At 68.5% G+C, this 18,770-nt stretch carries 15 protein-coding genes; 11 read left to right on the forward strand and 4 right to left on the reverse strand.

The genetic code is table 11. The annotated features are described in order from the left end of the window. Positions 1–334: 334 nt before the first annotated feature. Positions 335–1,240 carry a neutral zinc metallopeptidase gene (locus IU452_RS26695; RefSeq protein ID WP_195111927.1) on the reverse strand — a complete coding sequence of 302 codons (906 nt, stop codon included), beginning with the start codon at positions 1,238–1,240 and terminating at the stop codon, positions 335–337. Positions 1,241–1,437: 197 nt separating this feature from the next. On the opposite strand from IU452_RS26695, the gene aspS reads away from it, so the two are divergent. After that, a complete protein-coding gene (gene aspS / locus IU452_RS26700; protein ID WP_195111928.1) occupies positions 1,438–3,231 on the forward strand; it encodes an aspartate--tRNA ligase in 1,794 nt (597 codons plus the stop codon). A 75-nt stretch (positions 3,232–3,306) separates the two neighbouring features. Beyond that, positions 3,307–4,266, forward strand: coding sequence for a DUF389 domain-containing protein (locus IU452_RS26705; RefSeq protein WP_195111929.1), 960 nt, complete (start codon positions 3,307–3,309; stop codon positions 4,264–4,266). On the opposite strand, the gene IU452_RS26710 is transcribed toward IU452_RS26705, so the two are convergent. Continuing rightward, entirely contained in the window at positions 4,267–5,523 is a 1,257-nt protein-coding gene (locus tag IU452_RS26710; protein ID WP_195111930.1) for a hypothetical protein, read from the reverse strand. Positions 5,524–5,775: 252 nt separating this feature from the next. Between IU452_RS26710 and IU452_RS26715 the strand changes: the two genes are divergently transcribed. The 8 genes from IU452_RS26715 (at position 5,776) to IU452_RS26750 (ending at position 16,099) form a co-directional block, all read left to right on the forward strand. Continuing rightward, the gene (locus tag IU452_RS26715; protein WP_195111931.1) at positions 5,776–6,945 is read left to right on the forward strand and encodes a phosphotransferase family protein; all 1,170 of its coding nucleotides are present in this window, start codon (positions 5,776–5,778) and stop codon (positions 6,943–6,945) included. A gap of 130 nt (positions 6,946–7,075) precedes the next feature. Further along, positions 7,076–8,167, forward strand: a complete 1,092-nt coding sequence (locus tag IU452_RS26720) for a methyltransferase (protein ID WP_195111932.1) — start codon at positions 7,076–7,078, stop codon at positions 8,165–8,167. A 286-nt stretch (positions 8,168–8,453) separates the two neighbouring features. Next, the gene (locus IU452_RS26725) at positions 8,454–9,800 is read left to right on the forward strand and encodes a replication-associated recombination protein A (protein WP_195111933.1); all 1,347 of its coding nucleotides are present in this window, start codon (positions 8,454–8,456) and stop codon (positions 9,798–9,800) included. 64 nt (positions 9,801–9,864) lie between these two features. Further along, positions 9,865–12,531, forward strand: a complete 2,667-nt coding sequence (alaS, locus tag IU452_RS26730; RefSeq protein WP_195112037.1) for an alanine--tRNA ligase — start codon at positions 9,865–9,867, stop codon at positions 12,529–12,531. Further along, a complete protein-coding gene (gene ruvX / locus IU452_RS26735; protein WP_195111934.1) occupies positions 12,531–13,133 on the forward strand; it encodes a Holliday junction resolvase RuvX in 603 nt (200 codons plus the stop codon). The genes alaS and ruvX overlap by 1 nt, the downstream gene beginning before the upstream one ends. Beyond that, the gene (gene mltG / locus IU452_RS26740) at positions 13,130–14,764 is read left to right on the forward strand and encodes an endolytic transglycosylase MltG (protein ID WP_195111935.1); all 1,635 of its coding nucleotides are present in this window, start codon (positions 13,130–13,132) and stop codon (positions 14,762–14,764) included. Before ruvX ends, mltG begins: the two co-directional genes overlap by 4 nt. Continuing rightward, complete coding sequence (locus tag IU452_RS26745; protein ID WP_324192837.1) at positions 14,745–15,590, forward strand: shikimate dehydrogenase; 846 nt, start codon at positions 14,745–14,747, stop codon at positions 15,588–15,590. Before mltG ends, IU452_RS26745 begins: the two co-directional genes overlap by 20 nt. 38 nt (positions 15,591–15,628) lie before the next feature. Beyond that, positions 15,629–16,099 carry a B-4DMT family transporter gene (locus IU452_RS26750; protein ID WP_228818784.1) on the forward strand — a complete coding sequence of 157 codons (471 nt, stop codon included), beginning with the start codon at positions 15,629–15,631 and terminating at the stop codon, positions 16,097–16,099. Between the two features lie 25 nt (positions 16,100–16,124). Here IU452_RS26750 and IU452_RS26755 read toward each other — a convergent pair whose 3' ends face one another. After that, a complete protein-coding gene (locus IU452_RS26755) occupies positions 16,125–16,604 on the reverse strand; it encodes a MarR family winged helix-turn-helix transcriptional regulator (protein WP_195111938.1) in 480 nt (159 codons plus the stop codon). A 147-nt stretch (positions 16,605–16,751) separates the two neighbouring features. Between IU452_RS26755 and IU452_RS26760 the strand changes: the two genes are divergently transcribed. Further along, positions 16,752–17,903 carry a cytochrome P450 gene (locus IU452_RS26760; protein ID WP_195111939.1) on the forward strand — a complete coding sequence of 384 codons (1,152 nt, stop codon included), beginning with the start codon at positions 16,752–16,754 and terminating at the stop codon, positions 17,901–17,903. Between the two features lie 3 nt (positions 17,904–17,906). Here the strand turns inward: IU452_RS26760 and IU452_RS26765 are convergent, their stop codons facing one another. After that, entirely contained in the window at positions 17,907–18,755 is an 849-nt protein-coding gene (locus IU452_RS26765) for an alpha/beta hydrolase (protein ID WP_324192838.1), read from the reverse strand. Positions 18,756–18,770 lie beyond the last annotated feature (15 nt).

The following is an 18,770-nucleotide window of genomic DNA, read 5'->3' on the forward strand; positions in this document are numbered from 1 at the left end:
CAGCGCCATTGACGCGGTCGCTGCCCACGGCGATAGATGGAGCCCGAGCGGATGATGGAGCGAATCCGGAACCATCGACATCAGGGTGTTGTGGTTGCTGTCCGGTGGAGGGTCTCCATACGGAGGGTCTTGCGGGCATCCGTCAGGATAATGGCCATCTACCATGACGCGGCATGGATCAATATCATTGCCATCGTTGAAAGTCATTTCCCCTCCCGTTTCTCATATAGTTAAGTACGGTCACCATAGCGCGTGAGGTGATATGGTGCAAGCCTATTCCACAGCGCCACACCGTGATTCTCTGTCCGCACCGGATAGGTTATTTTTGCTCGGGTCAGCGAAACGCAGGTGGGTTGTTCAGGTCAGCGGCCGAGAAGGTGTCACAGGCTCGCACCTGCCCGGTTTTGTAGCCGGCGAGGAACCACTTCTGACGTTCGGCCGCTGAGCCGTGTGTCCATCCTTCGGGGTTCACTCGCCCGGTGGCTGCCTTCTGGATCCGGTCGTCACCGACCGCGGCCGCCGCTGACAGCGCGTCCTGAACATCCTTGTCTGTCAATGGCTTCAGATAGGGCTGGTTGCTGCCGGGCATCGGTTGCTTGTCCGCGTAGTATGCCCAAATTCCCGCGTAACAGTCGGCCTGCAGTTCCAGACGAACCGATCCGGACTGGGGTCCCTTCGGATCCCGCTGCGCGCGACCCGAGTCGCCGAGGAGGTTCTGGAGGTGGTGGCCGAACTCGTGAGCGACCACATACTCCTGGGCCAGCGGTCCGCCGCTGGCGCCGAACTTGTCGACCAGCTCCTGAAAGAACCCCGTATCGAAGTACGTATTACGGTCGGCCGGGCAGTAGAACGGGCCTACCGCGCTGGTCGCATTGCCGCAACCGGTACTGACTGCGCCGGTGAACAGCGTGAGTCCCGGTTTGGCGTATTGCCTACCGGTCTGTCGGGGAAGTTGGATTGTCCAAATGCCGCTGAGGCTCTGCGCTGTCGCCACCACCCTGCATTGGACGTATCTGTTGGCATCCGCGCCCGTCTTGCACATCGAGGTATCGACTGCGCCGCCTTTGTCGCCGCCACCGCCCCCGGTCAAGTTGTCCAGCACATTCCCGGGGTTGACGCCGAACAGCAGCGCCAGGACGAGCACGATCAGACCGCCACCACCGCCGAGTGCGAGCTTCGGCCCCATGCCGCCTGACGAAGCCTGATCGGGATCGATCTGCATGCCCTCGTTGAAGGTCATCGTGCGCTCTCTCGTCTACGTCCGAAGTTGGCGTGTGGTTCGGTCCGGGCGCACCTGCAGCGGTCTCGGTGCGGCCTTGGGACAAGCTTGACACGTCGCGGTCGGATATCGGTTTTCGGTCGGGGATCGGGTCTCACTACGATGGGGCTGCACCTGGTCACATCGCCCGGGTGCCCGGAGTCGTCGAAAGGAATCCCGTGCTGCGCACCCACTTGGCTGGTTCGCTGCGAAGCGAGCACGCCGGTCAGACCGTCACCCTCACCGGCTGGGTGGCCCGGCGGCGAGACCACGGTGGGGTGATCTTCATCGATCTGCGCGATGCGTCCGGTGTGGCGCAGGTGGTGTTCCGCGAGGGTGCCGCGGCCGAGCAGGCGCACCGGCTGCGCGCCGAGTACTGCGTGCTGGTGACGGGCGTGGTGGAGCAGCGTCCGGCCGGCAGCGAGAACCCGAACCTGCCGACCGGTGAGATCGAGGTCAACGTCAGCACGCTCGAGGTGCTCAACGAGTCCGCGCCGCTGCCGTTCCAGCTGGACGAGCAGCCTGGTGAGGAGACCCGGCTGAAGTACCGCTACCTCGACCTGCGCCGCGAGGGCCCGGCCCACGCGATCCGGCTGCGGTCGAAGGTCAACGCCGCGGCCCGCGAGGTGCTGGCGAAACACGCCTTCGTCGAGGTCGAGACCCCGACCATGACCCGCTCCACCCCGGAGGGCGCCCGCGACTTCCTGGTCCCCGCGCGCCTGCAGCCCGGCAAGTTCTATGCGCTGCCGCAGAGCCCGCAGCTGTTCAAGCAGTTGCTGATGGTCTCGGGCATCGAGCGCTACTACCAGATCGCGCGCTGCTACCGAGACGAGGACTTCCGCGCCGACCGCCAGCCGGAGTTCACCCAGCTCGACCTCGAGATGAGCTTCGTGACCCAGGAGGATGTGATCCTGCTGGCCGAGGACATCCTGGTCGCGCTGTGGAAGCTGATCGGCCACGACATTCCCACGCCGATCCCGCACATGACCTACGCCGAGGCCATGCGCCGCTTCGGCAGCGATAAGCCCGATCTGCGCTTCGGGGTGGAGATCACCGAATGCGCGGAGTACTTCAAGGACACCCCCTTCCGGGTGTTCCAGGCCCCCTACGTGGGTGCGGTCGTCATGCCGGGCGGTGCGAACCAGCCCCGCCGCGAACTGGACAAGTGGCAGGAGTGGGCCAAGCAGCGCGGCGCCAGGGGCCTGGCCTACGTCCTGGTCGGCGAGGACGGCACCCTCGGCGGCCCGGTCGCCAAGAACCTGAGCGAGGCCGAACGCGAGGGCCTGGCCAAGCATGTCGGCGCGGTGCCGGGAGACTGCATCTTCTTCGCCGCCGGTGAGGTCAAGCCGAGCCGCGCGCTGCTCGGTGCCGCCCGCGGCGAGATCGCCCGCAAGTGCGGCCTGATCGACGAGAACGCCTGGGCGTTCGTATGGATCGTGGACGCCCCGCTGTTCGAACCCGCCGCCGAGGCCACCGCCAGCGGCGATGTGGCCCTGGGCCATTCGGCCTGGACCGCGGTGCACCACGCGTTCACCTCGCCCAAGCCGGAGTCGCTGGACACCTTCGACACCGATCCGGGTTCGGCGCTGGCCTACGCCTACGACATCGTCTGCAACGGTCACGAGATCGGTGGCGGCAGCATCCGCATCCACCGCCGCGACGTGCAGGAGCGGGTGTTCAAGGTGATGGGCATCGGCCACGACGAGGCGCAGGAGAAGTTCGGCTTCCTGCTCGACGCCTTCGCCTTCGGCGCGCCCCCGCACGGCGGCATCGCCTTCGGCTGGGACCGCATCACCGCGCTGCTGTCGGGCATGGATTCGATCCGCGAGGTCATCGCCTTCCCGAAGTCCGGCGGCGGCGTCGACCCGCTGACCGAGGCGCCCAGCCCGATCACCCCGCAGCAGCGCAAGGAGGCGGGCCTGGACGTGGTGCTCGACGAGGACGGCAACCCGATCGGTGACGGTCCCGAGTAATCGTGGCGTGAACCGGTAATCTGCACCGGCCGGTATGGATCTGTACCGGAGACCCGTGGACGACGAGGGGATACGGTGCTGCACCTGCGTGTGATCTGCCCGCCGGAGTCGACCGACGCCGCCCTGGCCGCGCTGCGGTCGGATCAGGGAGCAACGCTGGTCACCGTGCAGCGCGGCGCGGCCGTCGAACCGGTCGGCGATGTCATCGAGGCCGACGTCGCCCGGGAATCGGCCAACGATGTGCTCGGGGTGCTGTGCGAACTGGGCATCCGGCGCGACGGCGGCATCATGCTGACTCCGGTGGAGACGGCGCTGTCGGACGTGGCCGAGAAGGCGGTGGAGGCGGCGCCGGGCGATCCCTCCGACGCGGTGGTGTGGGAGGAGCTGATCGCCCAGACCCACGAGGAGTCCACGCTCAGTCCGACCTTCCTGGCCTTCATGACGATCGCGTGCCTGCTCGCGGTGGTCGGCGTGGCCACCGACTCCCCGGTGACGGTGGTCGGGGCGATGGTGGTCGGCCCGGAGTTCGGGCCGCTTGCGGCGGTGGCGGTTTCGATCGTGCGCCGGGACTTCCGGCTGGCGCGGCGCTCGGCGCTGGCGCTGCTGATCGGGTTCCCGGTGGCGATGGCCGTCGCCATCGTGGCGTCGCTGCTGTGGGAACGGCTGGAGTGGATAACCCTGAGCGGGGTCAGGGACATCCACAACGTCGACTTCATCTATGAGGTGGGGCCGTTCTCGCTGGTGGTGGCGCTGCTGGCGGGAGCGGCGGGCATGCTGTCGCTGGTCACCTCGAAATCGTCGGCGCTGGTGGGCGTGTTCATCTCGGTGACGACGATTCCGGCGGCCGGTTTCGCGGCGGTGGCGATCACCCTCGGCGAATGGCGTGAGGCGTTGATGTCGGTCGGTCAGCTCGGGGTGAACATGGTCGGCATCGTGGCGGCGGGGGTCATCGTGCTGCAGTTGCGCCCGCACCACGGCCGGGAGGCCGGGCCGATCGATCGGCTCAAGCGCTGGTGGTTGTCCGACGACGCTTGATCAGGCGATCGTCCTGCCGGTGAGGAAGCGGTAGGCGTAGGTCACCGCGATGGCCGACACCGGCCCGGCGATCAGCAGGCCCAGGCCGCACAGCAGGGCGCCCGCGACGGTCATCACGAGCACGGCCAGCGCCAGCAGCAGTGTCGGCACCCAGTTCGCGACCACCAGTTGCACACTGGATTTGACGGCGGTGAACGGATCCTGATCCTGATCGATCACGAAGTGCAGCGAGAACATGCACAGGTATCCGACGATGATCGCCGGGAAGACCAGGCACAGCGCGGCCACGCAGGCGGCGGCGAAGACGATCAGCGCGGTCAGCAGCACATTGCCCGCATTCACGAAGCCGAAGAAGCCTTGGAAATCGGGTGGTGTGCCATCGGTTTCGTAGAGGGCCCCGCGAATCATGGCCGCCTGCAGCAGCCACACCACGACCGTGACCGCCAGGAAGATCAGCAGCACCGGCAGGAGCGAATTCACCTCGCCTACCCGGACCACGAGTGTGACCGCCAAATAGGCGACGAAACCGACGAGTGTGATGGCGATCCACGGAATCGGATTGGCGCGGAAGTGATCCCAGCCGTAGCCGAGCGCGCGACCGATGCCGAGGCCCTGCGGCTGGGCCGGAGCCCCGTAGGGCTGACCGGCGTAACCCGGGGCTCCGGGCGGAGGCGCCCATCCGGGCGGCGGCATGGCCCCGGGCGGAGCGTCACCCGGCGGCGGGTATGGGCCGCCGTATTGAGCTTCGCCGGGCGGGGGATATGCGCCGTGCTGAGGTTCGCCGGGCGGGGGATATGCACCGGGCGAAGCTTGTCCCGGTGGGGGATACGCGCCGGGCGAACCCTCGCCGGGAGGCGAGTATCCGCCCGGCGGAGTGCCGCCGGGAGCGCCGGTCGGTGCCCCGCCGGGATACCCCTGGGGCGATCCGTGACCAGGTGACCCGCTCGGCGGCGCGCTCGCTCCCGATACCGGCGGTGGTGGTGGGGCGCCGGTCACGGGCGGCGGGGGCGGGACCGCAGCGGGCATCGGTGGCGGCGGTTCGACGGGTTCGCTGCCGTACTGTGGCGCACCCGGCCCCTCGAACTGCGGGTATCCGGCAGGGCCGGGCATCTGGTGCCGTCCGTGCCCACCGCCGCGAGCGCCGCCGGGCGCGTCGGGTTGGGCCGGATTCTGATGCTGTCCCGAGCCTGCCGTGGACCGCTCGTCACCACCCTCGGCGGGCGTGTCGCCGGGCGCTGACTGCGGAGAGTCGGACATTGTCGGGGGCCTTTCCGATCACCTGGGTTGCGGTGTGGCGCAGAGCAGTTGACGATGAGACAACCGGACCGGCCAGGAAGTGTCAAGCAACCGGCACTGCGGTGTCCGCGACGGACCGGACGTGAAGCGATCGCGATACCCGTCGAGCATCATGCGCGGTAGCGAACCCTTCACAAAGACACGCCGAGCGACGCGCGAAAGGATGCGCAACCGCTCGCTGAAAGTGACCTGATGCGAGTAACTTGGGATCCGATGACCGCACTATTGGCCGAACGCGCCGCCGAAGTCGTGTCCGCGGCACAACAGTTGCTCACAAAGCGAATGGGTGCTCCGGTAAAGCTGAGCGATCCGATCGAACTCAGTGGCAGTGGTAGGACGACGGTATTACGTGTGCGTGTGGCGGAGAACGCCTTTTCACTTCCTCGGACCCTGATCGTGAAGCAGGTCCGCGGTTCCGCGCACGATCGTCGGATCGGTGGCCTCGCCCCCGGTGTCGCGAGTATCGACTCCGCCTTCCTGCGAGAGGCGGTGTCCTATCAGTTCACCACCGCCCTCTCGAGCCGACATCGGCCCGGCGCCTATCTGCTCGCGCACAGCCTGCCCGACCGGCTGCTGATCCTCAGCGACCTCGGCGAGAACACCTCGCTGACTTCGGTGCTGCAGACCGGCGTCGAACCGGCCAGCCGCAATGCGCTGATGGCGTTCGCGCAGGCGCTGGGCAGGATGCATGCCGCGACGGTCGGCCGGGAGGCCGATTTCGTCGCCCTGCTGCGGCGTGTCGATGTGTCGCATCGCATCGACGGCATCGCCCAGCAGGCGGAGGCCGCGATCAACGAGGTGCCCCGGCTGCTGCTGCGCGATATGGGTCTCGAGGTTCCCGGCGAGATCGCCGAGCGGATCGTGCGCGGCAATCGGCTGTTCTCGGCCGGACGCTTCCGCGCGTTCAGCCCGTCGGACCTGTGCCCGGACAACGTGATCCTCAACGAGGAGGGCGCCCGGTTCCTCGACTACGAGTGGGGCGGGTTCCGCGACGCCACCCTGGATATCGCCTATGCGCTGGTGTCCTTCCCGGGCTGCCTGTGCGATTTCGAGCTGTCGCGCGAACGCGCCCGGCAGATGGTGGAGGCGTGGCGTTCGGAGGTGGTCGGCGTGTGGCCGGCGCTGGCCGACGACGCGCTGCTGGCCGAGCGGATCCTGGAGGCACGCCTCATCTGGGTGTGGCTGACCACGTTCTGGTTCCTGCCCGCCGACCACACCCGCATCGCCGCCGCGCGCGAGCACGGCCTGTCGGTCCCGCGGTCGGCGGCGCTGATCAACCGCTGGGCCGCCCTCGCCGAGGACGCCCGCTGCACCGGCGACGATCCGCTGGGCGACTTCGCCGAACACGTGTCGGCGTCGCTCGAGGAGTACTGGGAGGAGTAGGGGTAGCGGAGTCGGGGCTGCGGTATTCGGGCATTCCGCACGGTGACGCGAGGTCCGGGGCGAGACTGGACGTGGGGGTTCCGGTCGATCAACCCTTCGTCGTTTCGTTCGCGCGTAGAGAGAGTCCGTCATGGCCATTCGCCGGTCCAAGGTTCCGCCCCTACCCGTTCTGCAGGTTCTGGAACGCTTCCGTAACGCGCTGACCGCCGTGCACCGCCGCAGCGTGCCGCCGCCGGTGGCGCTGCTCGAGATCGTCCAGGGCGCCTTCCTGTCCCAAGCCCTGTATGCCACGGCCGAACTCGGCGTCGCCGATGCGCTCGCCGCAGGACCGCTGCGGCTCGACGAGCTGGCGGCGCGTGTGGGTGCCCGGCCGGATGCGCTGCGCCGACTGCTGCGACCACTGGTGAGCGAGGGAATATTCGCTTGTCGTGGCGAGACCTACCGCCTGACCCGGCTGGGGCAGCCGCTGCGTAGCGACGCCCCGGTGTCGGTGCGGGGCGGTCTGCGCTTCTTCGGCGATGCCAGACACCTCGGGCTCTGGGGATTGCTGCCCTCGACCGTCCGCACCGGTGAGGTCGCGACGAACCAGCTGTACGGGATGCCGTTCTTCGACTACATCCAGAAGGACCGCGAGTTCGGTGAGCTGTTCGACTCCGCGATGACCGGGATCTCGGAGATGACATTGGAGCCGACGCTGGCCGCCTACGACTTTTCGGCATTCGGCACCATTGTCGACATCGCCGGTGGTCGCGGCCGGTTGCTCACCGAGATTCTCACCAGGACACCGCGGGCCCGAGGAGTGCTGTTCGATCTGCCCGAGGTGGTGGCGCCGGTACCACAACGGCTCGCCGAGCTCGGACTGGCCGACCGTTGCACGGTGGTCAGCGGATCGTTCTTCGGGGAGGTGCCCAAGGGCGGCGACGCCTACATCCTCAAGCACATCATTCACGACTGGCCCGATGAGCAGGCGGCACGAATCCTGGCCAACGCCCGCGCGGCCATGACGGATTCCGCACGCCTGCTGCTGATCGAACTGGTCCTGCCGTCGGGCAACCGCCGCACCTTCGGCAACCTGCTGGACCTGGAGATGATGGTTTCCGCGGGCGGCCGCGAACGCACCGAACAGGAGTACCGCGACTTCCTCGCCGCCAACGGCTTCGAACTGCTCCGCCGCATCCCCACCGCCAGCATGGACACCATCCTCGAGGCCCGCCCGGTCTGAGCCCCTGTTGTCCGGCCTGGCGGCCGGACAACAGGGATGTGAAGATCAATCACTTCCGGCGTGCTGCCCTCCTGGACTCCCGGCGTGCCGCCCCTGGTTCCCGGCGGCTGCTCCCTGGTGCTCGGCGTGCTGCTCCCTGGTGCTCGGCGTGCTGCTCCCTGGTTCCCCGGCGTGCCGCCCCTGGTTCCTAGCGTGCTGCTCCTGATTCCCGGCGTGCTGCTCCTGGTTCCCGGCGTGCTTTTGGCCGGGAGCCATCCTGTCGGACCTGGGCTGTACCGTCGGAATCGTGAGCGATGGCTTGTTCGAGGCGCCGGTGGTGGAGCCCGTGGCGGGAGGGGTTGCGGTCGAGTTCCGCGGCGCGGGCGATCAGGCGCCGTTGGCGGTGCGGATGCGTCCGGCGAGCCTGGACGAGGTGGTGGGACAGCAGCATCTGCTGGGTCCCGGCTCGCCGCTGCGGCGGCTGGTCGAGGGGTCGGGAGCGGCGTCGGTGTTGTTGTACGGACCACCCGGCACGGGAAAGACGACGCTCGCGTCGCTGATCTCCCAGGCGACCGGCCGCCGGTTCGAGGCGTTGTCGGCGTTGTCGGCAGGGGTCAAGGAGGTCCGCGCGGTCATCGATGTGGCGCGGCGGCGACTGCTCGCGGGGGAGCAGACCGTCCTGTTCATCGACGAGGTGCACCGGTTCTCCAAGACCCAGCAGGACGCGCTGCTGGCGGCGGTGGAGAACCGGGTGGTGCTGCTGGTCGGCGCGACCACGGAGAATCCGTCGTTCTCGGTGGTGTCACCGCTGCTGTCGCGGTCGCTGGTGTTGCAGCTGCACTCGTTGTCCGACAACGACATTCGCGCGGTACTGCAACGCGCCATCGAGGACGAGCGCGGGCTGAGCGGCGAGTACACCGTCACCGAGGCGGCGCTGGATCACATCGTGCGGATCGCGGGTGGCGACGCGCGCCGGGCGCTGACCGCATTAGAGGCCTCGGCGGAGTCCTCGCTGGACGGGACGGTCGACGTGGATCTGGTGGAGGCCAGCGTCGACAAGGCCGCCGTGCGCTACGACCGCGCCGGAGATCAGCACTACGACGTGATCAGCGCCTTCATCAAATCCCTGCGCGGCTCCGACGTCGACGCCGCCCTGCACTATCTGGCCCGCATGATCAGCGCGGGCGAGGACCCCCGCTTCATCGCCCGCCGCCTGATGATCCAGGCCAGCGAGGACGTCGGCATGGCCGATCCGACCGCCCTGCAGACCGCCGTCGCCGCCGCCCAGGTCGTGCAGCTGGTCGGCATGCCCGAGGCGCAGCTCGCCTTGGCCCACGCCACCATTCACGTCGCCACGGCACCGAAATCGGGTGCGGTCGCGGCGGCCGTCGGCGCCGCCCTGGCCGACATCGGTAAGGGCAAGGCCGGTGCCGTCCCACCCCATCTGCGCGACGGTCACTACGCGGGCGCCGCCAAGCTCGGAAACGCCCAGGGCTACAAGTATCCGCACGACCACCCCGACGGCGTCCTGGCCCAGCAGTATCCGCCCGACGAGCTGATCGGCGCCGACTACTACCACCCCACCGACCATGGTTACGAGCGCGAGGTCGGTCCTCGCGTGACCAAGCTGCGCCGCATCGTGCGAGGTAGATAGACGGTGGTGGGTGCCCTGTGGTCGCCGAAAACTCGATGGACGGTTCCCGGTAGGCTGGATGGTTGTGCAGACCCACGAGATTCGACGGCGCTTCCTGGAGCATTTCGTCCGTGCCGGGCATACCGAGGTCCCCAGTGCCTCGCTGATCCTGCCGGACCCCAACCTGCTGTTCGTCAACGCAGGCATGGTCCAGTTCAAGCCGTACTTCCTGGGCCAGGAGGCGCCGCCGTACACGCGGGCGACCAGCGTGCAGAAGTGTGTGCGCACCGGTGATATCGAAGAGGTGGGCGTCACCACCCGGCACAACACGTTCTTCCAGATGGCCGGAAACTTCTCCTTCGGCGACTATTTCAAGGAGGGGGCCATCACCCTCGCCTGGGAGCTGATCTCCAAGTCGCAGGAGGACGGCGGTTTCGGCTTCGACCCCGACCGCATCTGGGTAACCGCCTATCAGGACGATCCGGAGGCCGCCGAGATCTGGCACCGCGTCGCGGGAATTCCGAAGGAGCGCATCCAGTTCCGCGACGGCAAGGACAACTACTGGGATATGGGCGTGCCCGGCCCGGGCGGCCCGTGCTCGGAGATCTACTTCGACCGCGGCCCCGAATACGGCCAGGACGGCGGGCCGGTCGCCGACGAGGACCGGTACCTCGAGATCTGGAACCTCGTGTTCATGCAGGACGTCCGCGGCGAGCTGAGCCCGAAGGAGGGCCACCCGCCGATCGGTTCGCTGCCGAAGAAGAACATCGACACCGGCATGGGTGTCGAGCGAGTGGCGATGCTGCTGCAGGGCGTGGACAACGTCTACGAGACCGATCTGCTGCGCCCGATCATCGGCAAGGCCGAGGAGCTGACCGGTAAGTCCTATGGCGTCGAGCACGCCGACGACGTGCGCTTCCGGGTGATCGCCGACCATGCCCGCAGCGCGGCCATGCTGATCTCCGACGGCGTCAACCCCGGCAACGACGGCCGCGGCTACGTGCTGCGCCGCCTGCTGCGCCGCATCGTGCGCTCGGCCCGGCTGCTGGGCGCGGACAAGCCGGTGATGGGCCAGTTCATGGCGGTCGTCAGCGACCTCATGTCGCCCTCGTATCCGGAGCTGGCCACCGACTTCAAGCGCATCGAGAATGTCGCGGTCGGTGAGGAGACCGCATTCCTCAAGACCCTCAACACCGGCACCAAACTGTTCGACGAAACCGTCGACCAGGTGAAGGCCAAGGGCGGGAAGAAGATCGCCGGCTCCGACGCGTTCACCCTGCACGACACCTACGGCTTCCCGATCGATCTCACCCTGGAGATGGCTGCCGAGGCCGGCCTCGAGGTGGACGAGGCGGGCTTCCGCTCGCTGATGGCCGAGCAGCGTCAGCGCGCCAAGGAGGACGCGCAGGCCCGCAAGCACGCCCACGCCGACCTGTCCATCTACAAGGAACTGGTCGACCGCGGGGCCACCGAGTTCACCGGTTTCGACGAACTCGCCACCGAGGCAAAGGTTCTCGCCCTGATCTCCGGCGGCGTGCGCGTGCCGACCGCGGTGGCCGGTCAGGACGTCGAGGTGATCCTGGATCGCAGCCCGCTCTATGCCGAGGCCGGTGGCCAGATCGCCGACCGCGGCGCGATCACCGCCTCCGGGTTGAAGCTGCGCGTCAACGACGTGCAGAAGATCGCCAAGAAGCTGTGGGTGCACAAGACCACCGTCGAAGAGGGCCAGATCACCGAGGGCGACACCGTGCTCGCCCAGGTCGATCCGGCGTGGCGCCGCGGTGCCACCCAAGGCCACTCCGGCACGCACATGGTGCACGCCGCGCTGCGGCAGATCCTCGGCCCCAACGCGGTGCAGGCCGGTTCCCTCAACAAGCCGGGCTACCTGCGTTTCGACTTCAACTGGCAGGGCCAGCTGTCGGAATCGCAGAAGGCCGATATCGAGGCGGTGTCCAACGACGCCGTCGGCGCCGACTTCCCGGTCAACACCTTCGTCACCGACCTGCCCAAGGCCAAGGCGATGGGTGCGCTGGCGCTGTTCGGCGAGAACTACGGCGACCAGGTGCGCGTGGTGGAGATCGGCGGCCCGTTCTCGATGGAGCTGTGCGGCGGCACCCACGTCGAGCACTCCTCGCAGATCGGCCCGATCACCGTGCTCGGCGAGTCGTCGGTCGGTTCCGGCGTGCGCCGCGTGGAGGCGTTCGTGGGCCTGGACTCCTACAAGTACCTGGCCAAGGAACGCGCCCTGCTCGCCGGTGTCGCCTCCGCCCTGAAGGTGCCCACCGAGGAGGTGCCCACCCGGGTCGAGCAGTTGGTGGAGCGTTTGAAGGTCGCCGAGAAGGAACTCGAGCGCACCAAACTCGCGGCCGTGCTGTCCTCGGCCGGTCAGTACGTCGAGCAGGCCCAGCGGGTCGGCCGCGTGCTGCTGGTCGCCGCGGCCGCGCCCGAGGGTGTGGGCGGGGGTGACCTGCGCACGCTGGCCACCGATATCCGCGGCCGCTTCGGCAGCGAGCCCGCCGTCGTGGTGCTGCTCGGCAATGCCGACGGCAAGGTGCCGTTCGTGGTCACGGTCAACAAGCCCGCTCAGGAGCTCGGCTTCAAGGCCGGTGACCTGGTCGGCAGCTTCGGGCCCAGCATCGCCGGCCGCGGCGGCGGCAAGCCGGAGATGGCGCAGGGCGCGGGATCGGATCCGTCGGGAATCGCGGCCGGGCTGGCCGCGGTGCGGGCACGGGTGGCCGAGCTCGCCGGCTGATGGACAGTTCCGAGAATTCGGAGACGTCGGAGCAACCCGGCCCCGGCGCGAATGCCGGGGCGCGCCACCATGCCGCGTCCACCGCGGAGCGGCCCAGTGCCGCAACCGATCCCGGTCGCGGGCGACGGATCGCCATCGATGTGGGTACCGTCCGGATCGGGGTCGCCGCCAGCGATCCGGACGGAATTCTGGCGACTCCGGTGGAGACGGTGGCGCGCGCCCGCAAGGGCGATCGGTCGCGCGACGGCGTCGCAGCCGATATCGCCAGGATTGCCGAAATTGTGCGGGAATACGAGGCCGTCGAGGTGATCGTCGGTCTGCCACGTACGCTGCGCGGGGAGAACGGCGCGTCGGCGAAGCTTGCCGTCGCCTTCGCCAACAGTTTGCGGCGTGTGATTCCTGGTGTGCCGATACGACTTTCCGACGAACGTTTGACTACGGTGTCTGCAGCACGTGCATTGCGGGACAGCGGAGTTCGCGCACGTGGCCAGCGGCAGATGATCGACCAGGCGGCGGCCGTCTCGATCCTGCAAGGATGGTTGGACGAACGGAGTGCGGTGTTGAAGTCGGCCGATGACGCAGGCGGCGAGGTGGTCGGATGAACGACCGCTGGACCCGTGCTGAGGAGCGCTATCGGCAGCGCACCGAGGAGCGGCGGTACCGGCGTGCCGACCGGGACTGGGACGACGACACCGACCCGCGCGGGATCCGCGGCATCGGCGCCCGGCATGCGGCGCCCGACGACTGGGACGACTACGAGGACGACACCACGGTCATCCCGCGCTACACCGACGACCAGGAACCTCCGGTCCGTAGCGGACGCTCCCGAGCGGCCGGTCGGGTGGACGAGTGGGATGACGGCGACCCCGAGGACTATTGGGACGACGACGATCAACCGGCCGGGCGGCGCAGCCGCGGCCGCGCGGCGAAACCGGACCCCCGCGGCCGGTCCGCCGGTCGCGATGCCGACGGGCGCTCGGGACAGCGGTCCACGGGCGGACGGGGCGGATTGCGCGGTCAGACGCAGCGCGGCCGCCGCTCCCGAGTGGCCTCACGCAAGGCCGCCGAGCGGAAGCGGCGCCGCCGCAACCTGCTGATTCTCGGCTGTGTATTCGTGGCGCTGTTCGTGGCCGCCGGTGGTTATGCCGGATACAAGTTCATCGCCAAGCTGGGCGGCCCCGAGGATTTCGCCGGACCGCCCGGCCCGATCACCGTGGTGTCGGTACAGCCCGGCGACACCTCCCAGCAGATCGCGAAGACCATGTTCGACAAGGGCGTGGTCGCCAGCACGGGCGCGTTCTACGAGGCCGCCGTGCGCAATTCGGGCATCACCTCTGTCCAGCCCGGCTATTACGCCGTCCCCACCCACAGCAAGGGCGTCGATGCGGTGGCCGCCCTGCTGAACAAGGCCAATCGGGTCGGCAATGTGGTGATCTCCGAGGGCAAGCGGCTGCACGATTCCACCGATGTGAACACCGGCGCCCGCAACGAGGGCATCTATCGCAAGGTCGCCGACGCCAGCTGCTACGGCTCCGGCGCCGCCAAGAAGTGCGTCACCTACGAGCAGCTCGACGCGGCCGGGTCGAGTACGGATCTGGCGGCCCTGGGCGTGCCGGGGTGGGCGATGGACGCGGTGCGGCAGGTGCCCGACCGCAGCCGTCAGCTGGAGGGGTTGATCGCCGCGGGTACGTGGAATTTCGATCCCACCCTCAGCCCCGAACAGATCCTGAAGCAGCTGGTCTCGCAGAGCACCGCCAGCTACGAGACCACGGGGCTGCTGCAGTCGGGGACGGCGGGGTCGCCGAACAAGATGAACCCGTACCAGACGCTGATCGCCGCGTCGCTGGTCGAACGGGAAGCGCGACCCAACGACATGCCGAAGGTGGCCCGGGTGATCGTGAACCGGTTGGCCGACAACCAGAAACTGGAATTCGATTCGACGGTGAACTACACCCTCGACCGCACCGAGGTCGCCACCACCGACGCCGATCGGGCCCGCCCGACGCCGTGGAACACCTACGCCATGACCGGGTTGCCCGCCACGCCGATCTCCTCGCCGTCGCTGGATGCCCTGCGTGCGGTGGAGAATCCGACACCCGGCCCGTGGTTGTATTTCGTAACCGTCGACAAACAGGGGACCACCTTGTTCACCGACAGTTTCAGCGAACATCAGCGCAATGTGCTGCGCGCCCAGCAGAGCGGAATTCTGGACAGTGGTAAACGCCCCAACTGAACGCGACCGGGCCACACCCGGCGGTCACCGCCGCGCCGCCGTACTGGGCAGCCCGATCGCGCATTCCCGTTCGCCGCAGCTGCATCTGGCGGCCTATCGGGCTCTCGGCTTGGACTGGAGTTACGAGCGCATCGAATGCACCGGTGAACAGCTGCCCGGCCTGGTCGATGGGCTCGGCCCGGAATGGGTGGGGCTGTCGGTGACGATGCCCGGCAAGGTGGCGGCCCTGGCCTATGCCGACGAGCGGACCGAGCGCGCAGTACTCGTGGGTTCGGCGAATACGTTGGTGCGCACTGGCTCCGGCTGGCGCGCCGACTGCACCGATGTGGACGGGGTGCGCGGCGCACTGCAGGGCGGCGGTGTCGAGAAGGTGGGGCGCGCGGTGGTGCTGGGTGCCGGGGGCACGGCCCGCCCGGCGCTGCTGGCGCTGTCGGAACTGGGCGCGGAGGCCGTGACCGTCGTTGCCCGCGATGCGATGCGGGCCGCGAGCACCCGGGAACTGGCCGAGCGACTGGGTATGTCGGTCGCCGTGATCGCCTTCGAACCCGATCTGCTGCGCGCCGCCTGCGAGTCGGCCGATGCGGTGGTGAGCACCGTGCCCGCCGGCGGCGCCGCGCCCGTGGCCGGGGTGGTCGCGGCGGCCCCGGTGGTGCTCGACGCCATCTACAACCCGTGGCCGACACCGCTGGCCGAGGCGGTGACGCGGGCGGGACACACCGTGATCAGCGGTCTGCAGATGTTGCTGAATCAGGCCTACGGACAGGTGGAGCAGTTCACCGGCCGACCCGCTCCACGGGAGGCGATGGCGGCGGCGCTCGACGCGTGAGGTTTTTCCGAGTCGTGCGGCAGGTTAGGGTGATCACCATGAATGCGTGGGTGTTGCGCGCCACAGTCCTCGGGGCGCTGACCGTTGTCCTGCGGACCGTGTTGGGCTTCGCGATGATCTACTGGCCGACGCACGGGGCATGGATGCGGATCCTGTGCCTGATCGTGCTGGTCGGGGCCGGACTCGCGTGGGGCCTGGTCGACGGCCGCAGCGACCGCCGCGCCAATCCGGATCCCGAACGCGGCGGCGAGGACCTCACCATGCGCTGGCTGAAGGCGGGCATTGCCGGCGGCCTCGGCAGCGGTGTGGCGTCGTGGCTTCTCGGCTACGTCCCCGGGTTCGACCTCGGCGGTAACGGCCTGTTCTTCGAGGTGACCGCGGGCGCCGCATTCATCATCCTGCTGATCTTCATTCCCGGCATGGCCGGTGTCGCCCTGGGCCGCTTCCTGGCGGGCCGCGAAACCCGCAAGGCAGAGTCGGCCGCACCGGTGGCGACGTCTGCCGCCTGAGCACCGCCGTCGGTGCGGCACACAGTCAGGAGCGTGCCGATCGCAGCCGCCGAGCCTCGTCGGCCGTAGCGCGCTCCGCGGCCTCGAGGAAACGCAGAATCACCCGGATCTCGTCGTCGGTGAACTCCTCGAGATCGTCTCGGGTGCGCGCGATCAGTCCGGCGTAGGCGGCGGCGACCCGGTCCATACCCTCCCGCGTCGGTTCGATGAGGACCCGCCTGCGGTCGCTGGGATCGGGCACCCGGCGCACATATCCGGCGGCAACCAGCCGGTCGATCATGCGCGAGGCGGAGCCGGTGGTCAGATTCACCCGCTCGGCCAGAGCTCCCGGCGTGGCCGGGCCGTATTGGTCGAGCGCGTGTAGACACTGCACATCGGAGTCGGTCACGCCCAACTGATCGGCGACGACACCGTTGAGCTGCACCACTCGCACGGCCCAGCTCGGCACTGCGCCCCTGATGATCTTGCCGAGCAGGGTTTCCCGATCCTGATCCGGCTCCGCCACAGTGGCTGTCTCCTCTCATATCGCTGCGTGACGCAGCGAATCCGTGCTATCTTCACTGTGTCACACAGTAACTTCGTCGCGCAGCTATCATACTCCGGCGGCGGAGATCCGGCCCGCGCTCGCGGGCGAAGCCTTCGAGGAGATTCGATGACCTGTGCTCCGGAAATCGCCATCGACCCGTTCGCGGCCACCACCCGCGGTATCGACGATCCGCACCCCGCTCGTGCTGTCCTGCGGGCCGCCGGGCCGATCGTGCGGGCCGAAGCCCCCGCCGGGGGACCGGTGTGGATCGTCACCGACGAAGCCCTCGCTCGGCAGGCGCTCGTCCACCCGATGCTCGTCAAGGATCCGGCCTATGCGCCGGCCCACTGGGACCGCCGGGCCGCGGGGCTGGAACCCCTTGCCGCCGAGCAGCTTTCGCTCACCACCGCCGACGGCCCGGTGCATGCGCGCCTGCGCCGGGCGCACGCCCCGCTCTTCACGGCACAGCGGATGCGCGGCTACGCAGAGCGGATGAAGACGTTCGCCCACGACCTGTTGACCGAATGCGCACGCTCCGGCGAGACGGTCGACTTGATGGCCGACTTCGCCACTCGGTACCCGCTCACCGTGGTCTGCGACGTGCTCGGGATCCCCCTCGACCGCATCGACCAGGCCATCGCCGCCTGCCAGGGCATGTACAGCTACAGCTTCGACCCCGAAGAGACCGGCAAGGCCATGGCGGCCTTCACGGACTTGGCCACCGCCGCGTTGCACGGGGAACGCGATGGTCTCGCCGTCGAGTTACGCGACAGGCTCGGCGACGAAATCACCGAAGCCCAACTGCATTATCTGTTGTTCACTCTGATCTACGCCGGTCAACTGACCACCGATCCGGCCCTCGGGTTTCTGCTCGCGCGCCTCCTCCGCGGAACCGACGACCTGCCGACCGACGAGCTCGTCCGCGACACACTGCGCCTGCACCCACCGGCGCCATTCACCCTCTGGCGCTTCACCTCTGGCGACGTCGACTTCGCCGGGATAAGCCTCCCCGCCCGCTCTCCACTGCTCATCGACATCCAGGGCATCAACACCACTCCCGGCCGTCGGCCCGGTCCGGACCTGACCTTCGGTGCCGGTCCCCATTACTGCACCGGCGCACACCTCGCGCAATGGGAACTCCGCGCCCTCGCCGAAACCGTCCGGACCAGCTTCCCGCGCGCCCGCCTGGCCGTGCCGTACTCCGCCCTGCGCCAAACCGATCTGGGCGGCATCCAAGGCAGCAGGCTGACCGCCCTCCCGGTCGACTTGAACGGCTGACGTTCAGTCCGTCGTGTGGATGGTCGTGTCGACCAGTCGGCGGATCTCGTCGGCGACAAGGTGGGGTTCGGAGAGCAGCGGGTAATGACCGGAGTGCTCGGCGACGACGTGGCGTCCTTTGGGGGACTGGGCTGCACGGAGGGCGTGCACGTTGTTGAGGATGGCGCGGAGCTCGTCATTCATGCCGTTCCCGGCGCGTCCCCCAGAGATCACCGTGACCGGAAGGTCGCGCAGATTCGGCGGATTCTCTCGATAAGCGGCCAGCTCGTCGAGGAATGTGCGCTCCTGGGCCGCGAAGGTCTTCATCGCCTGAACCGTGAATCCCTCCCGCCGCATGTCCCGGCGGGCGTCCGGGGGGAGGGGCGCGGTCAGCGATCGGAAGAAGGGGCGCAGCAACTTCATTCGTGCCGCTACGAGCCCGAGGGCGATGGTCCGTCGTTCCGACCTACGAAAAGCGGGGCCGAACAAGAGGTCCAGGCCTTCGTCCGTCGGGTCGACCAGGACGAGTCCGGCGATTCGGTCCGGGTTCGCGGCGGCTGCGGTGCGGGTGATCGGGGCGCCTGCACTGTGCGCGACCAATACGTATGGCCCTGCGCCGAAGTGGTCGAGCACCTCGCCGAGGTCGCCGGACATCCTGTCCAAGGTCCGCGAGCGCGGGTCGGGCGCGCTGCGACCGAACCCGGACCGGTCGTAAACGATCGCTCGCGCCCATTGCCCGACCAATGGCTGGACCAGCGCCCACGTGGATCTGCTGGCCGCCGCGCCGGCCTCGAAAACGATTGTCGGCGCGCGCGACCCCTCCGGGCCGGGAAGCACCATCGCGTGCAGCCTGCGCCCATCGGACGTCGTCACCCAGACGGTGTCGCC

It is taken from the genome of Nocardia transvalensis, assembly GCF_015477765.1.
Classification (GTDB): domain Bacteria; phylum Actinomycetota; class Actinomycetes; order Mycobacteriales; family Mycobacteriaceae; genus Nocardia; species Nocardia transvalensis_A.